Origin of the sequence: Escherichia sp. MOD1-EC7011, assembly GCF_002965005.1 — a bacterium.
GTDB lineage: Bacteria > Pseudomonadota > Gammaproteobacteria > Enterobacterales > Enterobacteriaceae > Escherichia > Escherichia ruysiae.
Map to the genome: position 1 here is coordinate 24,234 of NZ_PTRD01000035.1, position 16,598 is coordinate 40,831.

The following is a 16,598-nucleotide window of genomic DNA, read 5'->3' on the forward strand; positions in this document are numbered from 1 at the left end:
TCTCCTCGTCGCATACTGCCGGCATGAAAACACAACGTGGTTATACGCTGATTGAAACGCTGGTTGCGATGCTGATTTTGGTCATGTTAAGCGCAAGTGGACTTTATGGCTGGCAATACTGGCAGCAGTCGCAACGGCTATGGCAAACCGCCAGCCAGGCGCGGGACTATTTGCTCTATTTACGTGAGGATGCCAACTGGCATAACCGCGACCACAGTATCAGCGTCATCAGGGAGGGGAAGTTATGGTGTCTTGTGAGTTCTGCCGCAGGGGCGAATGCCTGTCATGGCAGTTCACCGCTGCTCTTCGTGCCACGCTGGCCCGACGTAGAAATGAGCGACCTGACGCCTTCGCTCACTTTATTTGGCATGCGCAATACCGCATGGGCAGGGCATATTCGCTTCAAAAACTCAACGGGCGAGTGGTGGCTGGTGGTTTCGCCGTGGGGAAGGCTCCGGCTTTGCCAGCAAGGAGAAACAGAAGGATGTCTGTAAAAGAGCAAGGATTTTCTCTGCTGGAAGTTTTGATTGCTATGGCGATCAGTAGCGTACTGTTGCTGGGGGCTGCACGATTTCTGCCTGCATTACAGCGTGAAAGTTTGACGAGCGCCCGTAAGCTGGCGCTGGAAGATGAAATCTGGCTGCGGATATTTACAGTCGCGAAGCATCTCCAGAGAGCGGGTTATTGTCATGGTAGCTGCACTGGCGAGGGGCTGGTCATTGTCGGGCAGGGTGACTGCATCATTGTACAGTGGGATGCGAACAGTAACGGTATCTGGGAGCGCGAACCGGTAAAAGAGTCCGACCAGATTGGATTTCGTCTGAAGGAGCATGTGCTGGAAACGCTACGTGGTGCGACATCTTGTGAAGGTAAGGGCTGGGATAAAGTCACTAATCCGGATGCCATCATTATCGACACTTTTCAGGTCGTGCGTCAGGATGTCAGCGGTTTCTCGCCGGTGTTGACGGTTAATATGCGGGGCGCCAGTAAGGCTGAACCACAAACCGTGGTGGATGCCAGCTATAGCGTAACAGGATTCAACCTGTGAATAGTGAACGGGGAGTTTCATCGCTGGCACTGGTTCTGATGTTGCTGGTTTTGGGCAGCTTGCTGCTACAGGGAATGAGCCAACAGGATCGCAGTTTTGCCTCTCGGGTGACTATGGAAAGCCAGTCATTGCGTCGCCAGGCTATCGTACAGTCGGCGCTGGAATGGGGCAGAATGCACTCCTGGCAGACGCAGCCCGCAGTTCAGTGCTCACAGTACGCTGCAACCGGTGCCCGGGTTTGTCTGCGTTTACTGGCAGATAATGAAATCTTGCTGATTGCCGGTTATGAAGGCGTTTTGTTGTGGCGAACAGGCGAAGTCATCGATGGAAACATTGTTTTTTCGCCACGCGGCTGGAGTGATTTCTGCCCGCAGAAAGAGGGAGCGTTATGTCAGCTTCCCTGAAGAATCAACAAGGCTTTAGCCTGCCGGAAGTGATGTTGGCGATGGTGCTGATGGTAATGATTGTCACTGCATTATCGGGGTATCAGAGAACATTAATAAACAGTTTTGCCAGCAGAAACCAGTATCTGCAACTCTGGCGGCATGGCTGGCAGCAAACGCAACTGCGCGCGATTTCGCCACCTGCCAACTGGCAGGTTAACCGAATGCAGACATCGCAGGCGGGATGTGTCAGCATCAGCGTTACGTTAGTTTCACCCGGGGGCAGAGAAGGCGAGATGACCCGCCTGCATTGCCCGAATCGTCAGTAGTCAGGAGCCGCTATGTTAAGGGTCTACCATTCCAATCGTCTGGACGTGCTGGAAGCGTTGATGGAGTTTATCGTCGAACGCGAACGGCTGGACGATCCTTTTGAGCCAGAAATGATTCTGGTGCAAAGTACCGGTATGGCGCAGTGGCTGCAAATGACGCTGTCGCAGAAGTTCGGCATTGCGGCAAACATTGATTTCCCGCTGCCGGCGAGCTTTATCTGGGATATGTTCGTCCGCGTATTGCCGGAGATCCCCAAAGAGAGCGCCTTCAACAAACAGAGCATGAGCTGGAAACTGATGACTCTGCTGCCGCAACTGCTGGATCGCGAAGATTTTACCCTGTTGCGTCATTACCTGACTGACGATAGCGACAAGCGCAAGCTGTTTCAGCTTTCCTCAAAAGCGGCGGATCTGTTTGACCAGTATCTGGTCTATCGCCCGGACTGGCTGGCACAGTGGGAAGCGGGGCGCCTGGTTGAAGGGCTGGGAGAAGCGCAGGTCTGGCAAGCACCGTTGTGGAAGGCGCTGGTGGAATATACCCATGAACTGGGGCAACCGCGCTGGCACCGTGCCAATCTCTATCAACGCTTTATCGAAACGCTGGAGTCCGCGACGACCTGCCCGCCGGGGTTACCTTCGCGTGTCTTTATATGCGGTATTTCCGCGTTACCGCCTGTTTATCTACAGGCGCTACAGGCGCTGGGTAAACATATTGAAATCCATCTTCTGTTTACCAACCCCTGTCGCTATTACTGGGGCGATATTAAAGATCCGGCTTATCTGGCGAAACTGCTGACTCGCCAGCGGCGACACAGTTTTGAAGATCGCGAATTGCCGCTATTCCGCGATAGCGAAAACGCCGGCCAGTTGTTTAACAGCGACGGCGAACAGGATGTTGGTAACCCGCTACTGGCCTCGTGGGGCAAACTGGGGCGCGACTACATCTATCTGCTTGCCGATCTCCAGAGCAGTCAGGAGCTGGACGCATTCGTTGATGTTACGCCAGACAGCCTGTTGCATAACATCCAGTCCGATATTCTGGAACTGGAAAACCGTGCGGTCGCAGGCGTGAATCTGAGCGAGTTTTCCCGCAGCGACAACAAACGTCTGCTTGATCCGCAGGATAACAGCGTCACCTTCCACGTATGCCACAGCCCGCAGCGCGAAGTGGAAGTTTTGCACGATCGCCTGCTGGCGATGCTGGAAGAAGATCCGACACTTACTCCACGCGACATCATCGTGATGGTGGCCGACATCGATAGCTACAGTCCGTTTATTCAGGCTGTATTTGGTAGCGCGCCTGCGGATCGTTACCTGCCTTATGCCATTTCCGACCGTCGGGCGCGGCAGTCGCATCCGGTGCTGGAAGCGTTTATCAGCCTGTTATCACTGCCAGACAGCCGCTTTGTGTCGGAGGACGTGCTGGCGCTGCTGGACGTGCCGGTACTGGCGGCGCGGTTTGATATCACCGAAGAAGGGCTACGTTATTTACGTCTGTGGGTTAATGAATCCGGCATTCGCTGGGGGATTGATGACGACAACGTTCGCGAGCTGGAACTCCCCGCCACCGGGCAACACACCTGGCGATTTGGCCTGACACGCATGTTGCTGGGCTATGCAATGGAGAGCGCCCAGGGCGAGTGGCAATCGGTTCTTCCTTATGACGAATCGAGCGGCTTAATTGCAGAACTGGTAGGGCATCTGGCGTCACTGCTAATGCAACTGAATATCTGGCGTCGCGGCCTGGCGCAGGAGCGTCCGCTTGAGGAGTGGCTGCCGGTTTGTCGCGATATGCTCAACGCCTTCTTCCTGCCGGATGCGGAAACCGAAGCGGCGATGACGCTTATTGAGCAGCAGTGGCAAGCGATTATCGCCGAAGGTTTAGGTGCGCAGTATGGCGATGCGGTGCCGCTGTCACTGTTACGTGATGAACTGGCACAACGCCTGGATCAAGAACGTATCAGCCAGCGTTTTCTTGCGGGGCCGGTTAACATTTGTACGCTGATGCCAATGCGTTCAATCCCGTTCAAAGTGGTTTGCCTGCTGGGGATGAACGATGGCGTTTACCCACGCCAGCTTGCACCATTGGGCTTTGATTTAATGAGCCAGAAACCGAAGCGTGGCGACCGTAGCCGTCGCGATGACGACCGCTATCTGTTCCTGGAAGCGTTAATTTCCGCACAGCAAAAACTCTATATCAGCTATATCGGGCGTTCTATCCAGGATAACAGTGAACGTTTCCCGTCGGTGCTGGTGCAGGAACTGATCGACTACATCGGACAAAGTCATTATCTGCCGGGTGATGAAGAGCTTAACTGTGATGAAAGCGAGGCAAGAGTAAAAGAGCATCTTACGTGCCTCCATACCCGGATGCCGTTTGATCCGCAAAACTACCAGCCTGGCGAGTTACAAAGCTATGCACGTGAATGGCTACCGGCAGCCAGCCAGGCAGGCAAGGCGCATTCTGAATTTGTCCAGCCTTTACCGTTTACCTTGCCAGAAACCGTGCCGCTGGAAACGCTACAACGATTCTGGGCGCATCCGGTGCGAGCGTTTTTCCAGATGCGTTTACAGGTGCATTTTCGTACCGAAGACAGCGAAATTCCCGATACCGAGCCATTTATTCTCGAAGGGCTTAGTCGTTATCAAATCAATCAGCAGTTATTAAATGCGTTGGTGGATCAGGATGATGCAGAATGCTTGTTCCGCCGCTTCCGGGCGGCAGGGGATTTACCGTACGGTGCTTTTGGTGAAATTTTCTGGGAAACGCAGTGTCAGGAGATGCAGCAGCTTGCCGACAGAGTCATTGCCTGTCGCCAGCCGGGGCAGAGTATGGAAATCGATCTCGCGTGCAACGGTGTGCAAATTACTGGGTGGTTGCCGCAGGTTCAGCCGGATGGCCTGCTGCGCTGGCGTCCCTCTTTGCTCAGTGTGGCACAGGGAATGCAACTTTGGTTAGAACACCTTGTCTACTGTGCCAGTGGTGGTAACGGTGAAAGCCGCCTTTTTCTACGCAAAGACGGCGAGTGGCGTTTCCCGCCGCTTGCAGCCGAACAGGCTTTACATTACCTCTCACAACTGATTGAGGGGTATCGTGAAGGAATGTCCGCGCCGTTGCTGGTGTTACCTGAAAGTGGCGGCGCATGGCTAAAAACCTGTTATGACGCGGCAAACGATGCCATGCTGGATGACGATTCCACGTTGCAAAAAGCTCGAACGAAATTCCTTCAGGCTTACGAGGGCAACATGATGGTGCGTGGTGAAGGTGATGATATCTGGTATCAACGGCTCTGGCGGCAATTAACGCCAGAGACAATGGAAGCCATCGTTGATCAGTCGCAGCGTTTCTTGTTACCGCTATTTCGTTTTAATCAATCATGAGTTCTGTATAAAAATTGCGCAATCCATCTGCTTACTTTATGATGCGCACCAGTCACGGACTGATGGTTATATAGACACAGGCTGACTCGTTCAGCACAAGATTATATTCTGCCGGATGATTTTCTTTAAGTTATTGAATCTGGTTGAAAAATAAAGTTGATAATGAGGTTCGTGAATGCCCCGCAGCACCTGGTTCAAAGCATTACTGTTGTTTGTTGCCCTTTGGGCACCCTTAAGTCAGGCAGAAACGGGATGGCAGCCGATTCAGGAAACCATCCGTAAAAGTGATAAAGATAACCGCCAGTATCAGGCTATACGTCTGGATAACGGTATGGTGGTCTTGCTGGTTTCTGATCCGCAGGCGGTTAAATCGCTTTCGGCGCTGGTAGTGCCCGTTGGGTCGCTGGAAGATCCTGAAGCGTATCAGGGGCTGGCACATTACCTTGAACATATGAGTCTGATGGGTTCGAAAAAGTACCCTCAAGCAGATAGCCTCGCTGAATATCTCAAAATGCACGGCGGCAGTCACAATGCCAGCACGGCACCATATCGCACGGCTTTCTATCTGGAAGTTGAGAACGACGCCTTGCCCGGTGCGGTAGATCGCCTGGCCGATGCTATTGCAGAACCCTTGCTCGACAAGAAATATGCCGAACGTGAACGTAATGCAGTGAACGCTGAATTAACCATGGCGCGCACGCGTGACGGGATGCGCATGGCGCAGGTCAGCGCAGAAACCATTAACCCGGCGCACCCAGGTTCAAAGTTTTCTGGCGGTAACCTGGAAACCTTAAGCGACAAACCCGGTAATCCTGTGCAGCAGGCGCTGAAAGATTTCCATGAGAAATATTACTCTGCCAATCTGATGAAGGCGGTTATCTACAGCAACAAACCATTGCCGGAACTGGCAAAAATGGCGGCGGACACCTTCGGTCGCGTGCCTAACAAAGAGAGCCAGAAACCGGAAATCACCGTGCCGGTAGTCACCGACGCGCAAAAGGGCATTATCATTCATTACGTCCCGGCGCTGCCGCGTAAAGTGCTGCGCGTCGAGTTTCGCATCGATAACAACTCGGAGAAGTTCCGTAGTAAAACGGATGAGTTGATTACCTATCTGATTGGTAATCGCAGCCCAGGTACACTTTCTGACTGGCTGCAAAAGCAGGGATTAGTTGAGGGCATTAGCGCCAACTCCGATCCTATCGTCAACGGTAACAGCGGCGTATTAGCGATTTCTGCGTCCTTAACCGATAAAGGTCTGGCGAATCGCGATCAGGTTGTGGCGGCCATTTTCAGCTACCTCAATCTGTTACGCGAAAAAGGGATTGATAAACAGTATTTCGATGAGCTGGCGAATGTGCTGGATATCGACTTCCGTTATCCGTCAATCACCCGTGATATGGATTACGTCGAATGGCTGGCGGATACCATGATTCGCGTTCCTGTTGAGCATACGCTGGATGCAGTCAATATTGCCGATCGGTACGATGCTAAAGCAGTAAAAGAACGTCTGGCGATGATGACGCCGCAGAACGCGCGTATCTGGTATATCAGCCCGAAAGAGCCGCACAATAAAACGGCTTACTTTGTCGATGCGCCGTATCAGGTCGATAAAATCAGCGAACAAACCTTCGCTGACTGGCAGAAAAAAGCCGCCGACATTGCGCTCTCCTTGCCGGAGCTTAACCCCTATATTCCTGACGATTTCTCGCTGATTAAGTCAGAGAAGAAATACGACCATCCAGAGCTGATTGTTGATGAGTCGAATCTGCGTGTGGTGTATGCGCCAAGCCGTTATTTTGCCAGCGAACCCAAAGCAGATGTCAGCCTGATTTTGCGTAACCCGAAAGCCATGGACAGCGCCCGTAATCAGGTAATGTTTGCGCTCAATGATTATCTCGCAGGGCTGGCGCTTGATCAGTTAAGCAACCAGGCGTCAGTTGGTGGCATTAGTTTTTCCACCAACGCTAACAACGGCCTTATGGTCAATGCTAATGGTTACACTCAGCGGCTGCCGCAGCTTTTCCAGGCTCTGCTGGAGGGCTACTTTAGCTATACCGCTACGGAAGATCAGCTTGAGCAGGCGAAATCCTGGTATAACCAGATGATGGATTCCGCAGAAAAGGGCAAAGCGTTTGAGCAGGCGATTATGCCCGCGCAAATGCTCTCACAGGTGCCGTACTTCTCGCGAGATGAGCGACGTAAAATTTTGCCCTCCATCACTCTGAAAGAGGTGCTGGCTTACCGCGACGCCTTAAAAACGGGGGCACGACCAGAGTTTATGGTTATCGGCAACATGACCGAAGCCCAGGCAACAACGCTGGCACGCGATGTGCAAAAACAGTTGGGCGCTGATGGTTCAGAGTGGTGTCGTAACAAAGATGTAGTGGTTGAGAAAAAACAGTCCGTCATCTTTGAAAAAGCCGGTAACAGTACCGACTCTGCCCTGGCAGCGGTTTTCGTACCGACTGGCTACGATGAATACACCAGTTCAGCCTACAGTTCTCTGCTGGCGCAGATTGTACAGCCCTGGTTCTACAATCAGTTGCGTACCGAAGAACAGTTGGGCTATGCCGTGTTTGCGTTCCCAATGAGTGTAGGGCGTCAGTGGGGCATGGGCTTCTTGCTGCAAAGCAATGATAAACAGCCCTCATACCTGTGGGAGCGATACAAAGCCTTTTTCCCAACCGCAGAGGCAAAATTGCGGGCGATGAAGCCAGAAGAGTTTGCCCAAATCCAGCAGGCGGTGATTACCCAGATGCTGCAGGCACCGCAAACGCTCGGCGAAGAAGCATCGAAGTTAAGTAAAGATTTCGATCGCGGCAATATGCGCTTCGATTCGCGTGATAAAATCGTGGCACAGATAAAACTGCTGACGCCGCAAAAACTGGCCGATTTCTTCCATCAGGCGGTGGTCGAGCCGCAAGGCATGGCTATCCTGTCGCAGATTTCCGGCAGCCAGAACGGGAAAGCCGAATATGTGCATCCTGAAGGCTGGAAAGTATGGGAGAACGTCAGCGCGTTGCAGCAAACAATGCCCCTGATGAGTGAAAAGAATGAGTGATGTCGCCGAGACACTAGATCCTTTGCGCTTGCCCTTACAGGGCGAGCGCCTGATTGAAGCCTCTGCCGGCACAGGCAAAACCTTTACGATTGCGGCGCTCTATTTGCGCCTGTTACTTGGACTAGGCGGTTCCTCCGCCTTTCCCCGCCCATTGACCGTTGAAGAACTGCTGGTAGTAACCTTTACCGAGGCTGCCACGGCAGAATTGCGCGGTCGTATCCGTAGCAATATTCATGAATTACGCATCGCCTGTCTGCGTGAAACCACCGACAATCCGCTGTATGCACGCCTGCTGGAAGAGATCGACGATAAAGCGCAAGCCGCGCAGTGGTTGCTGTTAGCTGAGCGACAGATGGATGAAGCAGCAGTCTTTACCATCCACGGTTTTTGCCAGCGAATGCTCAACCTGAATGCCTTTGAATCCGGCATGTTGTTTGAGCAGCAGCTGATTGAAGACGAGTCTCTACTGCGCTACCAGGCCTGCGCCGATTTCTGGCGTCGCCATTGCTACCCGTTACCGCGTGAAATTGCCCAGGTCGTCTTTGAAACCTGGAAAGGGCCGCAGGCGTTACTGCGAGATATTAACCGTTATCTGCAAGGGGAAGCGCCGGTTATCAAAGCGCCGCCGCCCGATGATGAAACTCTGGCTTCCCGCCATGCGCAAATTGTGGCGCGTATCGATGCCGTAAAACAGCAGTGGCGTGACGCAGTAGGTGAACTGGATGTGCTGATCGAATCTTCCGGTATTGATCGCCGCAAGTTTAACCGTAGCAATCAGGCTAAATGGATAGACAAGATCAGCGCCTGGGCAGAAGAAGAGACCAACAGCTATCAGTTGCCGGAGTCGCTGGAAAAATTCTCTCAGCGTTTCTTAGAAGATCGCACGAAGGCCGGGGGGGAAACACCGCGACATCCGCTGTTTGAGGCGATCGATCAACTGCTTGCCGAACCATTGTCGATCCGTGATGTGGTGATCACCCGCGCATTGGCTGAGATCCGCGAAACAGTAGCGCGCGAAAAACGCCGCCGTGGCGAACTGGGCTTTGATGACATGCTAAGTCGGCTCGATTCCGCGCTGCGTAGCGAAAGCGGAGAGGCGCTGGCAACGGCGATCCGTACGCGCTTTCCAGTGGCAATGATCGACGAATTTCAGGATACCGACCCCCAGCAGTACCGGATTTTCCGCCGTATCTGGCACCATCAGCCGGAAACGGCGTTATTGCTGATTGGTGACCCGAAGCAGGCCATTTACGCATTCCGTGGCGCAGACATTTTCACCTACATGAAGGCGCGTAGCGAAGTTCACGCTCACTACACCTTAGATACCAACTGGCGTTCTGCGCCGGGAATGGTGAACAGTGTGAACAAACTTTTCAGCCAGGCTGATGACGCTTTCATGTTCCGCGAAATTCCGTTTATTCCAGTGAAATCAGCCGGAAAAAATCAGGCACTGCGTTTTGTATTTAAAGGTGAAACGCAGCCGGCGATGAAAATGTGGCTGATGGAAGGTGAAAGCTGCGGTATTGGCGATTATCAAAGTACCATGGCGCAGGTATGTGCTGCGCAAATCCGCGACTGGCTACAGGCCGGGCAGCGGGGCGAAGCATTGCTGATGAATGGCGACACCGCGCGTCCTGTTCGCGCCTCGGACATCAGTGTGCTGGTACGCAGCCGCCAGGAGGCCGCCCAGGTGCGCGATGCCTTAACGCTGCTGGAAATCCCTTCCGTTTACCTTTCGAACCGCGACAGTGTTTTTGAAACACTGGAAGCGCAGGAGATGCTTTGGCTGTTGCAGGCTGTAATGACGCCTGAACGTGAGAACACTCTGCGCAGTGCGTTAGCAACGTCGATGATGGGGTTGAACGCCCTTGATATCGAAACGTTGAATGATGACGAAAATGCGTGGGATGCAGTCGTCGAAGAATTTGATGGATATCGACAAATCTGGCGCAAACGCGGCGTTATGCCGATGCTGCGGGCGCTGATGTCGGCGCGCAACATTGCAGAAAACCTGCTGGCCACGGCAGGTGGCGAGCGGCGTCTTACCGATATCTTGCATATCAGCGAACTGCTACAAGAAGCCGGAACGCAGCTGGAAAGTGAACATGCGCTGGTACGCTGGTTATCGCAACATATCCTCGAACCCGACAGTAATGCCTCCAGCCAGCAAATGCGCCTCGAAAGTGACAAACATCTGGTGCAGATTGTCACGATCCATAAATCAAAAGGGCTGGAATATCCGCTGGTCTGGTTGCCATTTATTACCAATTTTCGCGTCCAGGATCAGGCGTTTTATCACGATCGCCACTCGTTTGAGGCTGTTCTGGATCTTAACGCTGCGCCAGAAAGTGTCGATCTCGCGGAGGCCGAACGTCTGGCGGAAGATCTGCGTTTGCTTTACGTGGCGCTGACGCGTTCGGTTTGGCATTGCAGTCTCGGCGTTGCACCGCTGGTGCGCCGTCGTGGCGATAAAAAAGGTGACACCGACGTCCACCAAAGTGCGCTCGGGCGTTTGCTGCAAAAAGGGGAACCGCAAGATGCGGCAGGGCTTCGCACCTGTATTGAAGCGTTATGCGATGATGATATTACCTGGCAAACGGCACAAACTGGTGATAACCAGCCCTGGCAGGTTAATGATGTTTTAACTGCAGAACTGAATGCGAAGACGCTACAACGATTGCCCGGCGATAACTGGCGCGTCACCAGTTATTCAGGTTTGCAGCAGCGTGGTCATGGTATCGCTCAGGATCTGATGCCACGGCTGGATGTTGATGCCGCAGGCGTGGTCAGCGTCGTTGAAGAACCGACGTTAACACCGCATCAGTTCCCGCGTGGCGCCTCACCGGGGACGTTCTTGCACAGCTTGTTTGAAGACCTCGATTTTACCCAGCCGGTTGACCCGAACTGGGTGCGGGAAAAACTGGAACTTGGCGGCTTTGAACCGCAGTGGGAACCGGTGTTGACTGAGTGGATCACCGCTATTCTTCAGGCGCCGCTCAATGAAACTGGCGTCACTCTGAGTCAGCTTTCCGCCCGCGATAAACAGGTGGAGATGGAGTTTTACCTGCCGATTAGCGAGCCGCTTATTGCCAGCCAGCTTGATGCACTAATTCGCCAGTTTGACCCGCTATCGGCTGGCTGCCCGCCGCTGGAGTTCATGCAGGTACGCGGCATGTTAAAAGGCTTTATCGACCTGGTGTTCCGCCACGAAGGGCGTTATTACCTGCTCGACTATAAATCCAACTGGTTGGGTGAAGACAGTTCGGCTTACACCCAACAGGCTATGGCAGCGGCGATGCAGGCACACCGCTATGATCTGCAATATCAGCTTTATACCCTGGCGCTGCATCGTTATCTGCGCCATCGAATTGCTGATTACGACTATGAGCGTCACTTTGGTGGCGTTATTTATCTGTTCCTGCGTGGCGTTGATAAAGAACATCCGCAACAAGGGATTTACGCAACCCGACCCAACGCCGGGTTGATTGACCTGATGGATGAGATGTTTGCCGGTATGACCCTGGAGGAGGCGTAATGAAATTGCAAAAGCAATTACTGGAAGCTGTGGAGCACAAACAGCTACGCCCGCTGGATGTGCAATTTGCCCTGACTGTGGCGGGTGATGAACATCCTGCCGTCACCCTCGCGGCGGCACTGTTAAGTCATGATGCCGGAGAGGGACACGTCTGTTTGCCGCTTTCACGACTGGAAAATAATGAGGCGTCGCATCCGCTGTTGGCGACCTGTGTCAGTGAAATCGGTGAGCTACAAAATTGGGAAGAGTGCTTGCTGGCTTCACAAGCGGTCAGCCGGGGAGATGAACCAACGCCAATGATCCTCTGTGGCGATCGTCTTTACCTGAATCGCATGTGGTGTAATGAGCGCACAGTGGCGCGATTTTTCAACGAAGTGAATCATGCCATTGAGGTGGATGAAGCTCTACTGGCGCAAACCCTGGACAAACTTTTTCCAGTAAGCGATGAAATTAACTGGCAAAAAGTGGCGGCAGCGGTGGCGCTGACGCGGCGGATCTCGGTGATTTCCGGCGGCCCAGGCACCGGTAAAACGACCACCGTGGCGAAGTTGTTGGCTGCGTTAATTCAGATGGCCGACGGTGAACGCTGCCGTATCCGACTGGCCGCGCCAACGGGGAAAGCTGCTGCGCGCTTAACCGAATCGCTTGGCAAGGCTTTGCGCCAGTTACCGCTGACCGATGAACAAAAGAAACGCATTCCGGAAGATGCCAGCACTTTGCACCGATTGCTGGGTACGCAGCCAGGTAGCCAGCGTTTACGTCATCATGCCGGTAACCCGCTGCATCTTGATGTGCTGGTGGTAGATGAAGCATCAATGATCGATCTGCCTATGATGTCGAGGCTGATCGACGCCTTGCCCGATCATGCGCGAGTGATCTTTCTTGGCGATCGCGATCAACTGGCCTCGGTTGAGGCAGGGGCTGTGCTGGGCGATATTTGTGCTTATGCCAATGCCGGCTTTACCGCCGAGCGTGCCGGGCAGCTAAGCCGCCTGACGGGAACTCACGTTCCGGCAGGAACTGGCACAGAAGCGGCATCTTTGCGTGACAGTCTCTGCCTGCTGCAAAAAAGCTACCGTTTCGGCAGCGATTCTGGCATTGGTCAGTTAGCTGCGGCGATTAACCGTGGTGATAAAACGGCAGTGAAAACGGTTTTTCAGCAGGATTTTACTGACATCGAAAAACGGCTTTTGCAGAACGGCGAAGACTATATTGCGATGCTTGAAGAAGCTCTTGTGGGTTACGGACGTTATCTGGATCTGCTACAAGCACGTGCCGAGCCGGATTTAATCATTCAGGCGTTCAATGAATACCAGCTTTTGTGCGCCCTGCGGGAAGGGCCGTTTGGCGTCGCTGGACTGAATGAGCGAATTGAACAGTTTATGCAACAGAAGCGCAAAATTCATCGTCATCCACACTCGCGCTGGTACGAAGGCCGACCGGTGATGATTGCCCGTAATGACAGCGCGCTTGGGTTGTTTAATGGCGATATCGGTATTGCGCTGGATCACGGGCAGGGGACGCGCGTCTGGTTTGCGATGCCGGACGGCAATATCAAGTCAGTACAACCGAGCCGCCTGCCAGAGCACGAAACCACATGGGCGATGACGGTACATAAATCGCAGGGATCGGAGTTCGACCATGCGGCGTTGATTTTACCGAGCCAGCGTACACCGGTAGTAACGCGAGAACTGGTTTACACTGCGGTAACCCGCGCGCGTCGACGTTTGTCTCTGTATGCCGATGAGCGTATTTTGAGTGCGGCAATCGCCACTCGTACCGAGCGACGTAGCGGGCTGGCAGCGTTGTTTGGTGCGCGGGAGTGAACGTGAATGCCTGATGCGACGCTGGCGCGTCTTATCATACCTGGAAGTATTGCGTATGCCGCATCCGGCTATATTCATCGCTTACCCTAAATCCGCCATCAACACTTTGGATTTACGCTGGTAGTTGTACAACTGCTTTTTACTCTCCGGCAGTAAATCAATATCCACCGGGGTAAATCCGCGCTCCTGGAACCAGTGAATACTGCGCGTGGTCAGCACAAACAATTTGCTTAACCCGCTCTGCTTCGCCTGAGCGGCAATGCGTTCCAGTAAAACCTCGCCCCGTGATGAACTACGGTAATCCGGGTGTACTGCCACACAGGCCATTTCGCCAATCTTCTCTTCCGGGAACGGATAAAGCGCGGCGCAGGCAATAGTTGTGTTATCGCGCTGAATAATAGTGAATTTGTCGATTTCCATCTCCAGTTGTTCGCGAGAACGACGTACCAGAATGCCTTGCTGCTCCAGCGGGCGAATCAACTCCAGAATGCCGCCAATATCGTTGATTGTTGCGCGACGAATCTGCTCCGCGCTTTCCATCACAATTTGCGTACCGATACCGTCACGTGAGAACAGCTCCTGCAACAGCGCGCCATCTTCCTGATAACTGATTAAATGACAGCGACGAACGCCGCTGCGGCAGGCTTTCACTGCGCCACGCAAAAAGCGCACCGTACCGGAGTTGTAATCGCCTTTCTCTTCCTGGGCCTCTACCCGCGCTTGCGCTTCGTTAGGGAAAAGTTCGGAGACAATATCGCCATCATCATTGGTGACGCCCTGTGAAGAGCAAAAACCAATCATCTTCTCGGCTTTCAGTTTGATGGCAAGTTGTGTGGCAATCTCTTCCGAGGTCAGGTTAAAGCTCTCGCCAGTGACCGAAACCGCCACCGGGCCCATCAGCACAATGGCACCGCTATCCAGTTGGCGATGAATCGCTTCTTCGTCAATCCGCCGGATGCGTCCGCTATGGCAGTAATCCACGCCATCATCCACGCCCAGCGGTTGTGCAATAATAAAATTGCCACTGACGACGTTGATATGAGCGCCCTGCAACGGCGTGTTGTTGAGGCTCATCGACAGGCGAGCAGTGATGTCCAGTTGCAATGTCCCCGCAGCCTGCTTCACCAGCTCCAGCGTTTTGCCGTCAGTCACGCGTATATTCTTGTGGTACAGCGGTTCGTGATGATGCGCCGCCAGATTCGCGTCGATCTGTGGACGCGCGCCATAGACGACGACCAGACGGATGCCGAGGCTGTGCAACAACCCGATATCATTAACGATACTGGAGAAATTCTCATGCTCAATGGCTTCGCCGCCGAGCATGATGACAAACGTTTTTCCCCGGTGGGTATTGATATAAGGAACCGAATGGCGGAATCCCTCGACCAGCTCGGTTTTACGTTCCTTCACCACGGCACACCTCTTTGCATGATTATTCGAAATTAATGTATTTTTATTCTGTTTTTTCGCCGTGTGCAAGTGCGAATTTTACGCATGAACAACTTTTTTATCAGTAATGCCGTGAATATAAAAAGAATGTTTACCGTTTTATAGATGACAGATTATGCGTCTTTCGCTAAAGTTCCCGGTCAAATTGGTCGTTTACTTGTTACACAGCTTAGATTTTTTTGCTCGGGAGAGGCATGTCAGGATCCAATACTGCAATCAGCCGTCGTCGTTTACTGCAAGGCGCGGGTGCCATGTGGCTATTGAGCGTAAGTCAGGTCAGCCTGGCTGCGGTCAGCCAGGTCGTGGCGGTGCGCGTCTGGCCTGCGTCCAGCTATACCCGTGTGACGGTTGAATCAAACCGTCAGCTGAAATATAAGCAGTTCGCGTTGAGTAATCCTGAGCGCGTGGTGGTGGATATTGAAGATGTAAACCTGAACTCGGTGCTCAAGGGGATGGCGGCACAAATTCGTGCTGACGACCCGTTCATCAAGTCAGCACGCGTCGGGCAATTTGATCCGCAAACCGTGCGGATGGTTTTTGAATTAAAGCAAAACGTAAAACCACAGATGTTTGCCCTCGCGCCGGTTGCCGGATTTAAAGAGCGTCTGGTGATGGATCTCTATCCGGTCAATGCGCAGGATATGCAAGACCCGCTGCTGGCGCTGCTGGAGGATTACAACAAAGGCGATCTCGAAAAACAGGTGCCGCCTGCGCAAAGTGGTCCGCAGCCAGGTAAGGCAGGGCGCGATCGCCCAATTGTCATCATGCTTGACCCTGGCCACGGTGGCGAAGACTCTGGCGCGGTGGGGAAATACAAAACGCGTGAAAAAGACGTGGTATTACAGATTGCCCGCCGTCTGCGCTCTCTGATCGAGAAAGAGGGCAATATGAAGGTGTACATGACGCGTAATGAAGACATCTTCATTCCATTGCAGGTGCGCGTAGCAAAAGCACAGAAACAACGTGCTGACCTGTTTGTCTCTATCCATGCAGATGCCTTTACCAGCCGCCAGCCGAGCGGCTCCTCGGTGTTTGCGCTTTCGACCAAAGGCGCAACCAGTACTGCGGCAAAATATCTGGCGCAAACCCAGAACGCCTCGGACTTAATTGGTGGTGTGAGCAAAAGTGGCGACCGCTATGTCGACCACACCATGTTTGATATGGTTCAGTCGCTGACCATTGCCGACAGCCTGAAGTTTGGTAGAGCAGTACTGAATAAACTAGGTAAAATCAATAAGTTGCATAAAAATCAGGTCGAGCAGGCCGGGTTTGCTGTGCTGAAAGCGCCTGATATTCCCTCCATTCTGGTCGAAACGGCGTTTATTAGTAACGTTGAGGAAGAGCGCAAACTGAAAACGGCGACTTTCCAGCAGGAAGTTGCAGAGTCCATTCTTGCGGGAATTAAAGCGTATTTTGCCGATGGAGCGACGCTGGCGAGAAGGGGATGATAAAAAGGCGCTGAATGGCGCCTTTTTTATGGGAGAGCAGAAACAAAAAAACACCCGTCAGGGTGTTTAAGTATTGGTTGCGGGGGCCGGATTTGAACCGACGACCTTCGGGTTATGAGCCCGACGAGCTACCAG

The 16,598-nt window shown here is 53.1% G+C and carries 10 protein-coding genes; 9 read left to right on the top strand and 1 reads right to left on the bottom strand.

Annotation, left to right across the window (positions count from 1 at the left end; translation table 11 throughout):
- Positions 1 to 23: 23 nt before the first annotated feature.
- The 8 genes from A7098_RS17540 (at position 24) to recD (ending at position 13,566) form a co-directional block, all read left to right on the top strand.
- The gene (locus tag A7098_RS17540; protein WP_000857047.1) at positions 24 to 494 is read left to right on the top strand and encodes a prepilin peptidase-dependent protein; all 471 of its coding nucleotides are present in this window, start codon (positions 24 to 26) and stop codon (positions 492 to 494) included.
- A complete protein-coding gene (locus A7098_RS17545; RefSeq protein ID WP_105281174.1) occupies positions 485 to 1,048 on the top strand; it encodes a prepilin peptidase-dependent protein in 564 nt (187 codons plus the stop codon). Before A7098_RS17540 ends, A7098_RS17545 begins: the two co-directional genes overlap by 10 nt.
- The gene (locus A7098_RS17550; protein WP_001083702.1) at positions 1,045 to 1,452 is read left to right on the top strand and encodes a DUF2509 family protein; all 408 of its coding nucleotides are present in this window, start codon (positions 1,045 to 1,047) and stop codon (positions 1,450 to 1,452) included. The genes A7098_RS17545 and A7098_RS17550 overlap by 4 nt, the downstream gene beginning before the upstream one ends.
- Positions 1,437 to 1,760, top strand: a complete 324-nt coding sequence (locus A7098_RS17555) for a prepilin-type N-terminal cleavage/methylation domain-containing protein (RefSeq protein WP_032226115.1) — start codon at positions 1,437 to 1,439, stop codon at positions 1,758 to 1,760. The genes A7098_RS17550 and A7098_RS17555 overlap by 16 nt, the downstream gene beginning before the upstream one ends.
- Positions 1,761 to 1,772: 12 nt before the next feature.
- On the top strand, positions 1,773 to 5,141 hold the full coding sequence (recC, locus tag A7098_RS17560) for an exodeoxyribonuclease V subunit gamma (RefSeq protein WP_105281175.1): 3,369 nt from the start codon (positions 1,773 to 1,775) through the stop codon (positions 5,139 to 5,141).
- Positions 5,142 to 5,316: 175 nt separating this feature from the next.
- Positions 5,317 to 8,205, top strand: a complete 2,889-nt coding sequence (gene ptrA / locus A7098_RS17565; protein WP_105281176.1) for a pitrilysin — start codon at positions 5,317 to 5,319, stop codon at positions 8,203 to 8,205.
- Positions 8,198 to 11,740 carry an exodeoxyribonuclease V subunit beta gene (gene recB / locus A7098_RS17570; RefSeq protein ID WP_105281177.1) on the top strand — a complete coding sequence of 1,181 codons (3,543 nt, stop codon included), beginning with the start codon at positions 8,198 to 8,200 and terminating at the stop codon, positions 11,738 to 11,740. The genes ptrA and recB overlap by 8 nt, the downstream gene beginning before the upstream one ends.
- Complete coding sequence (recD, locus tag A7098_RS17575; RefSeq protein ID WP_105281178.1) at positions 11,740 to 13,566, top strand: exodeoxyribonuclease V subunit alpha; 1,827 nt, start codon at positions 11,740 to 11,742, stop codon at positions 13,564 to 13,566. The genes recB and recD overlap by 1 nt, the downstream gene beginning before the upstream one ends.
- An 81-nt stretch (positions 13,567 to 13,647) precedes the next feature.
- Here the strand turns inward: recD and argA are convergent, their stop codons facing one another.
- Positions 13,648 to 14,979 (bottom strand): amino-acid N-acetyltransferase, encoded by a 1,332-nt coding sequence (gene argA / locus A7098_RS17580; RefSeq protein WP_000237965.1) that lies wholly within the window; start codon positions 14,977 to 14,979, stop codon positions 13,648 to 13,650.
- 230 nt (positions 14,980 to 15,209) lie between these two features.
- Between argA and amiC the strand changes: the two genes are divergently transcribed.
- Complete coding sequence (gene amiC / locus A7098_RS17590; RefSeq protein WP_000016908.1) at positions 15,210 to 16,463, top strand: N-acetylmuramoyl-L-alanine amidase AmiC; 1,254 nt, start codon at positions 15,210 to 15,212, stop codon at positions 16,461 to 16,463.
- The last annotated feature ends 135 nt before the right edge of the window (positions 16,464 to 16,598 follow it).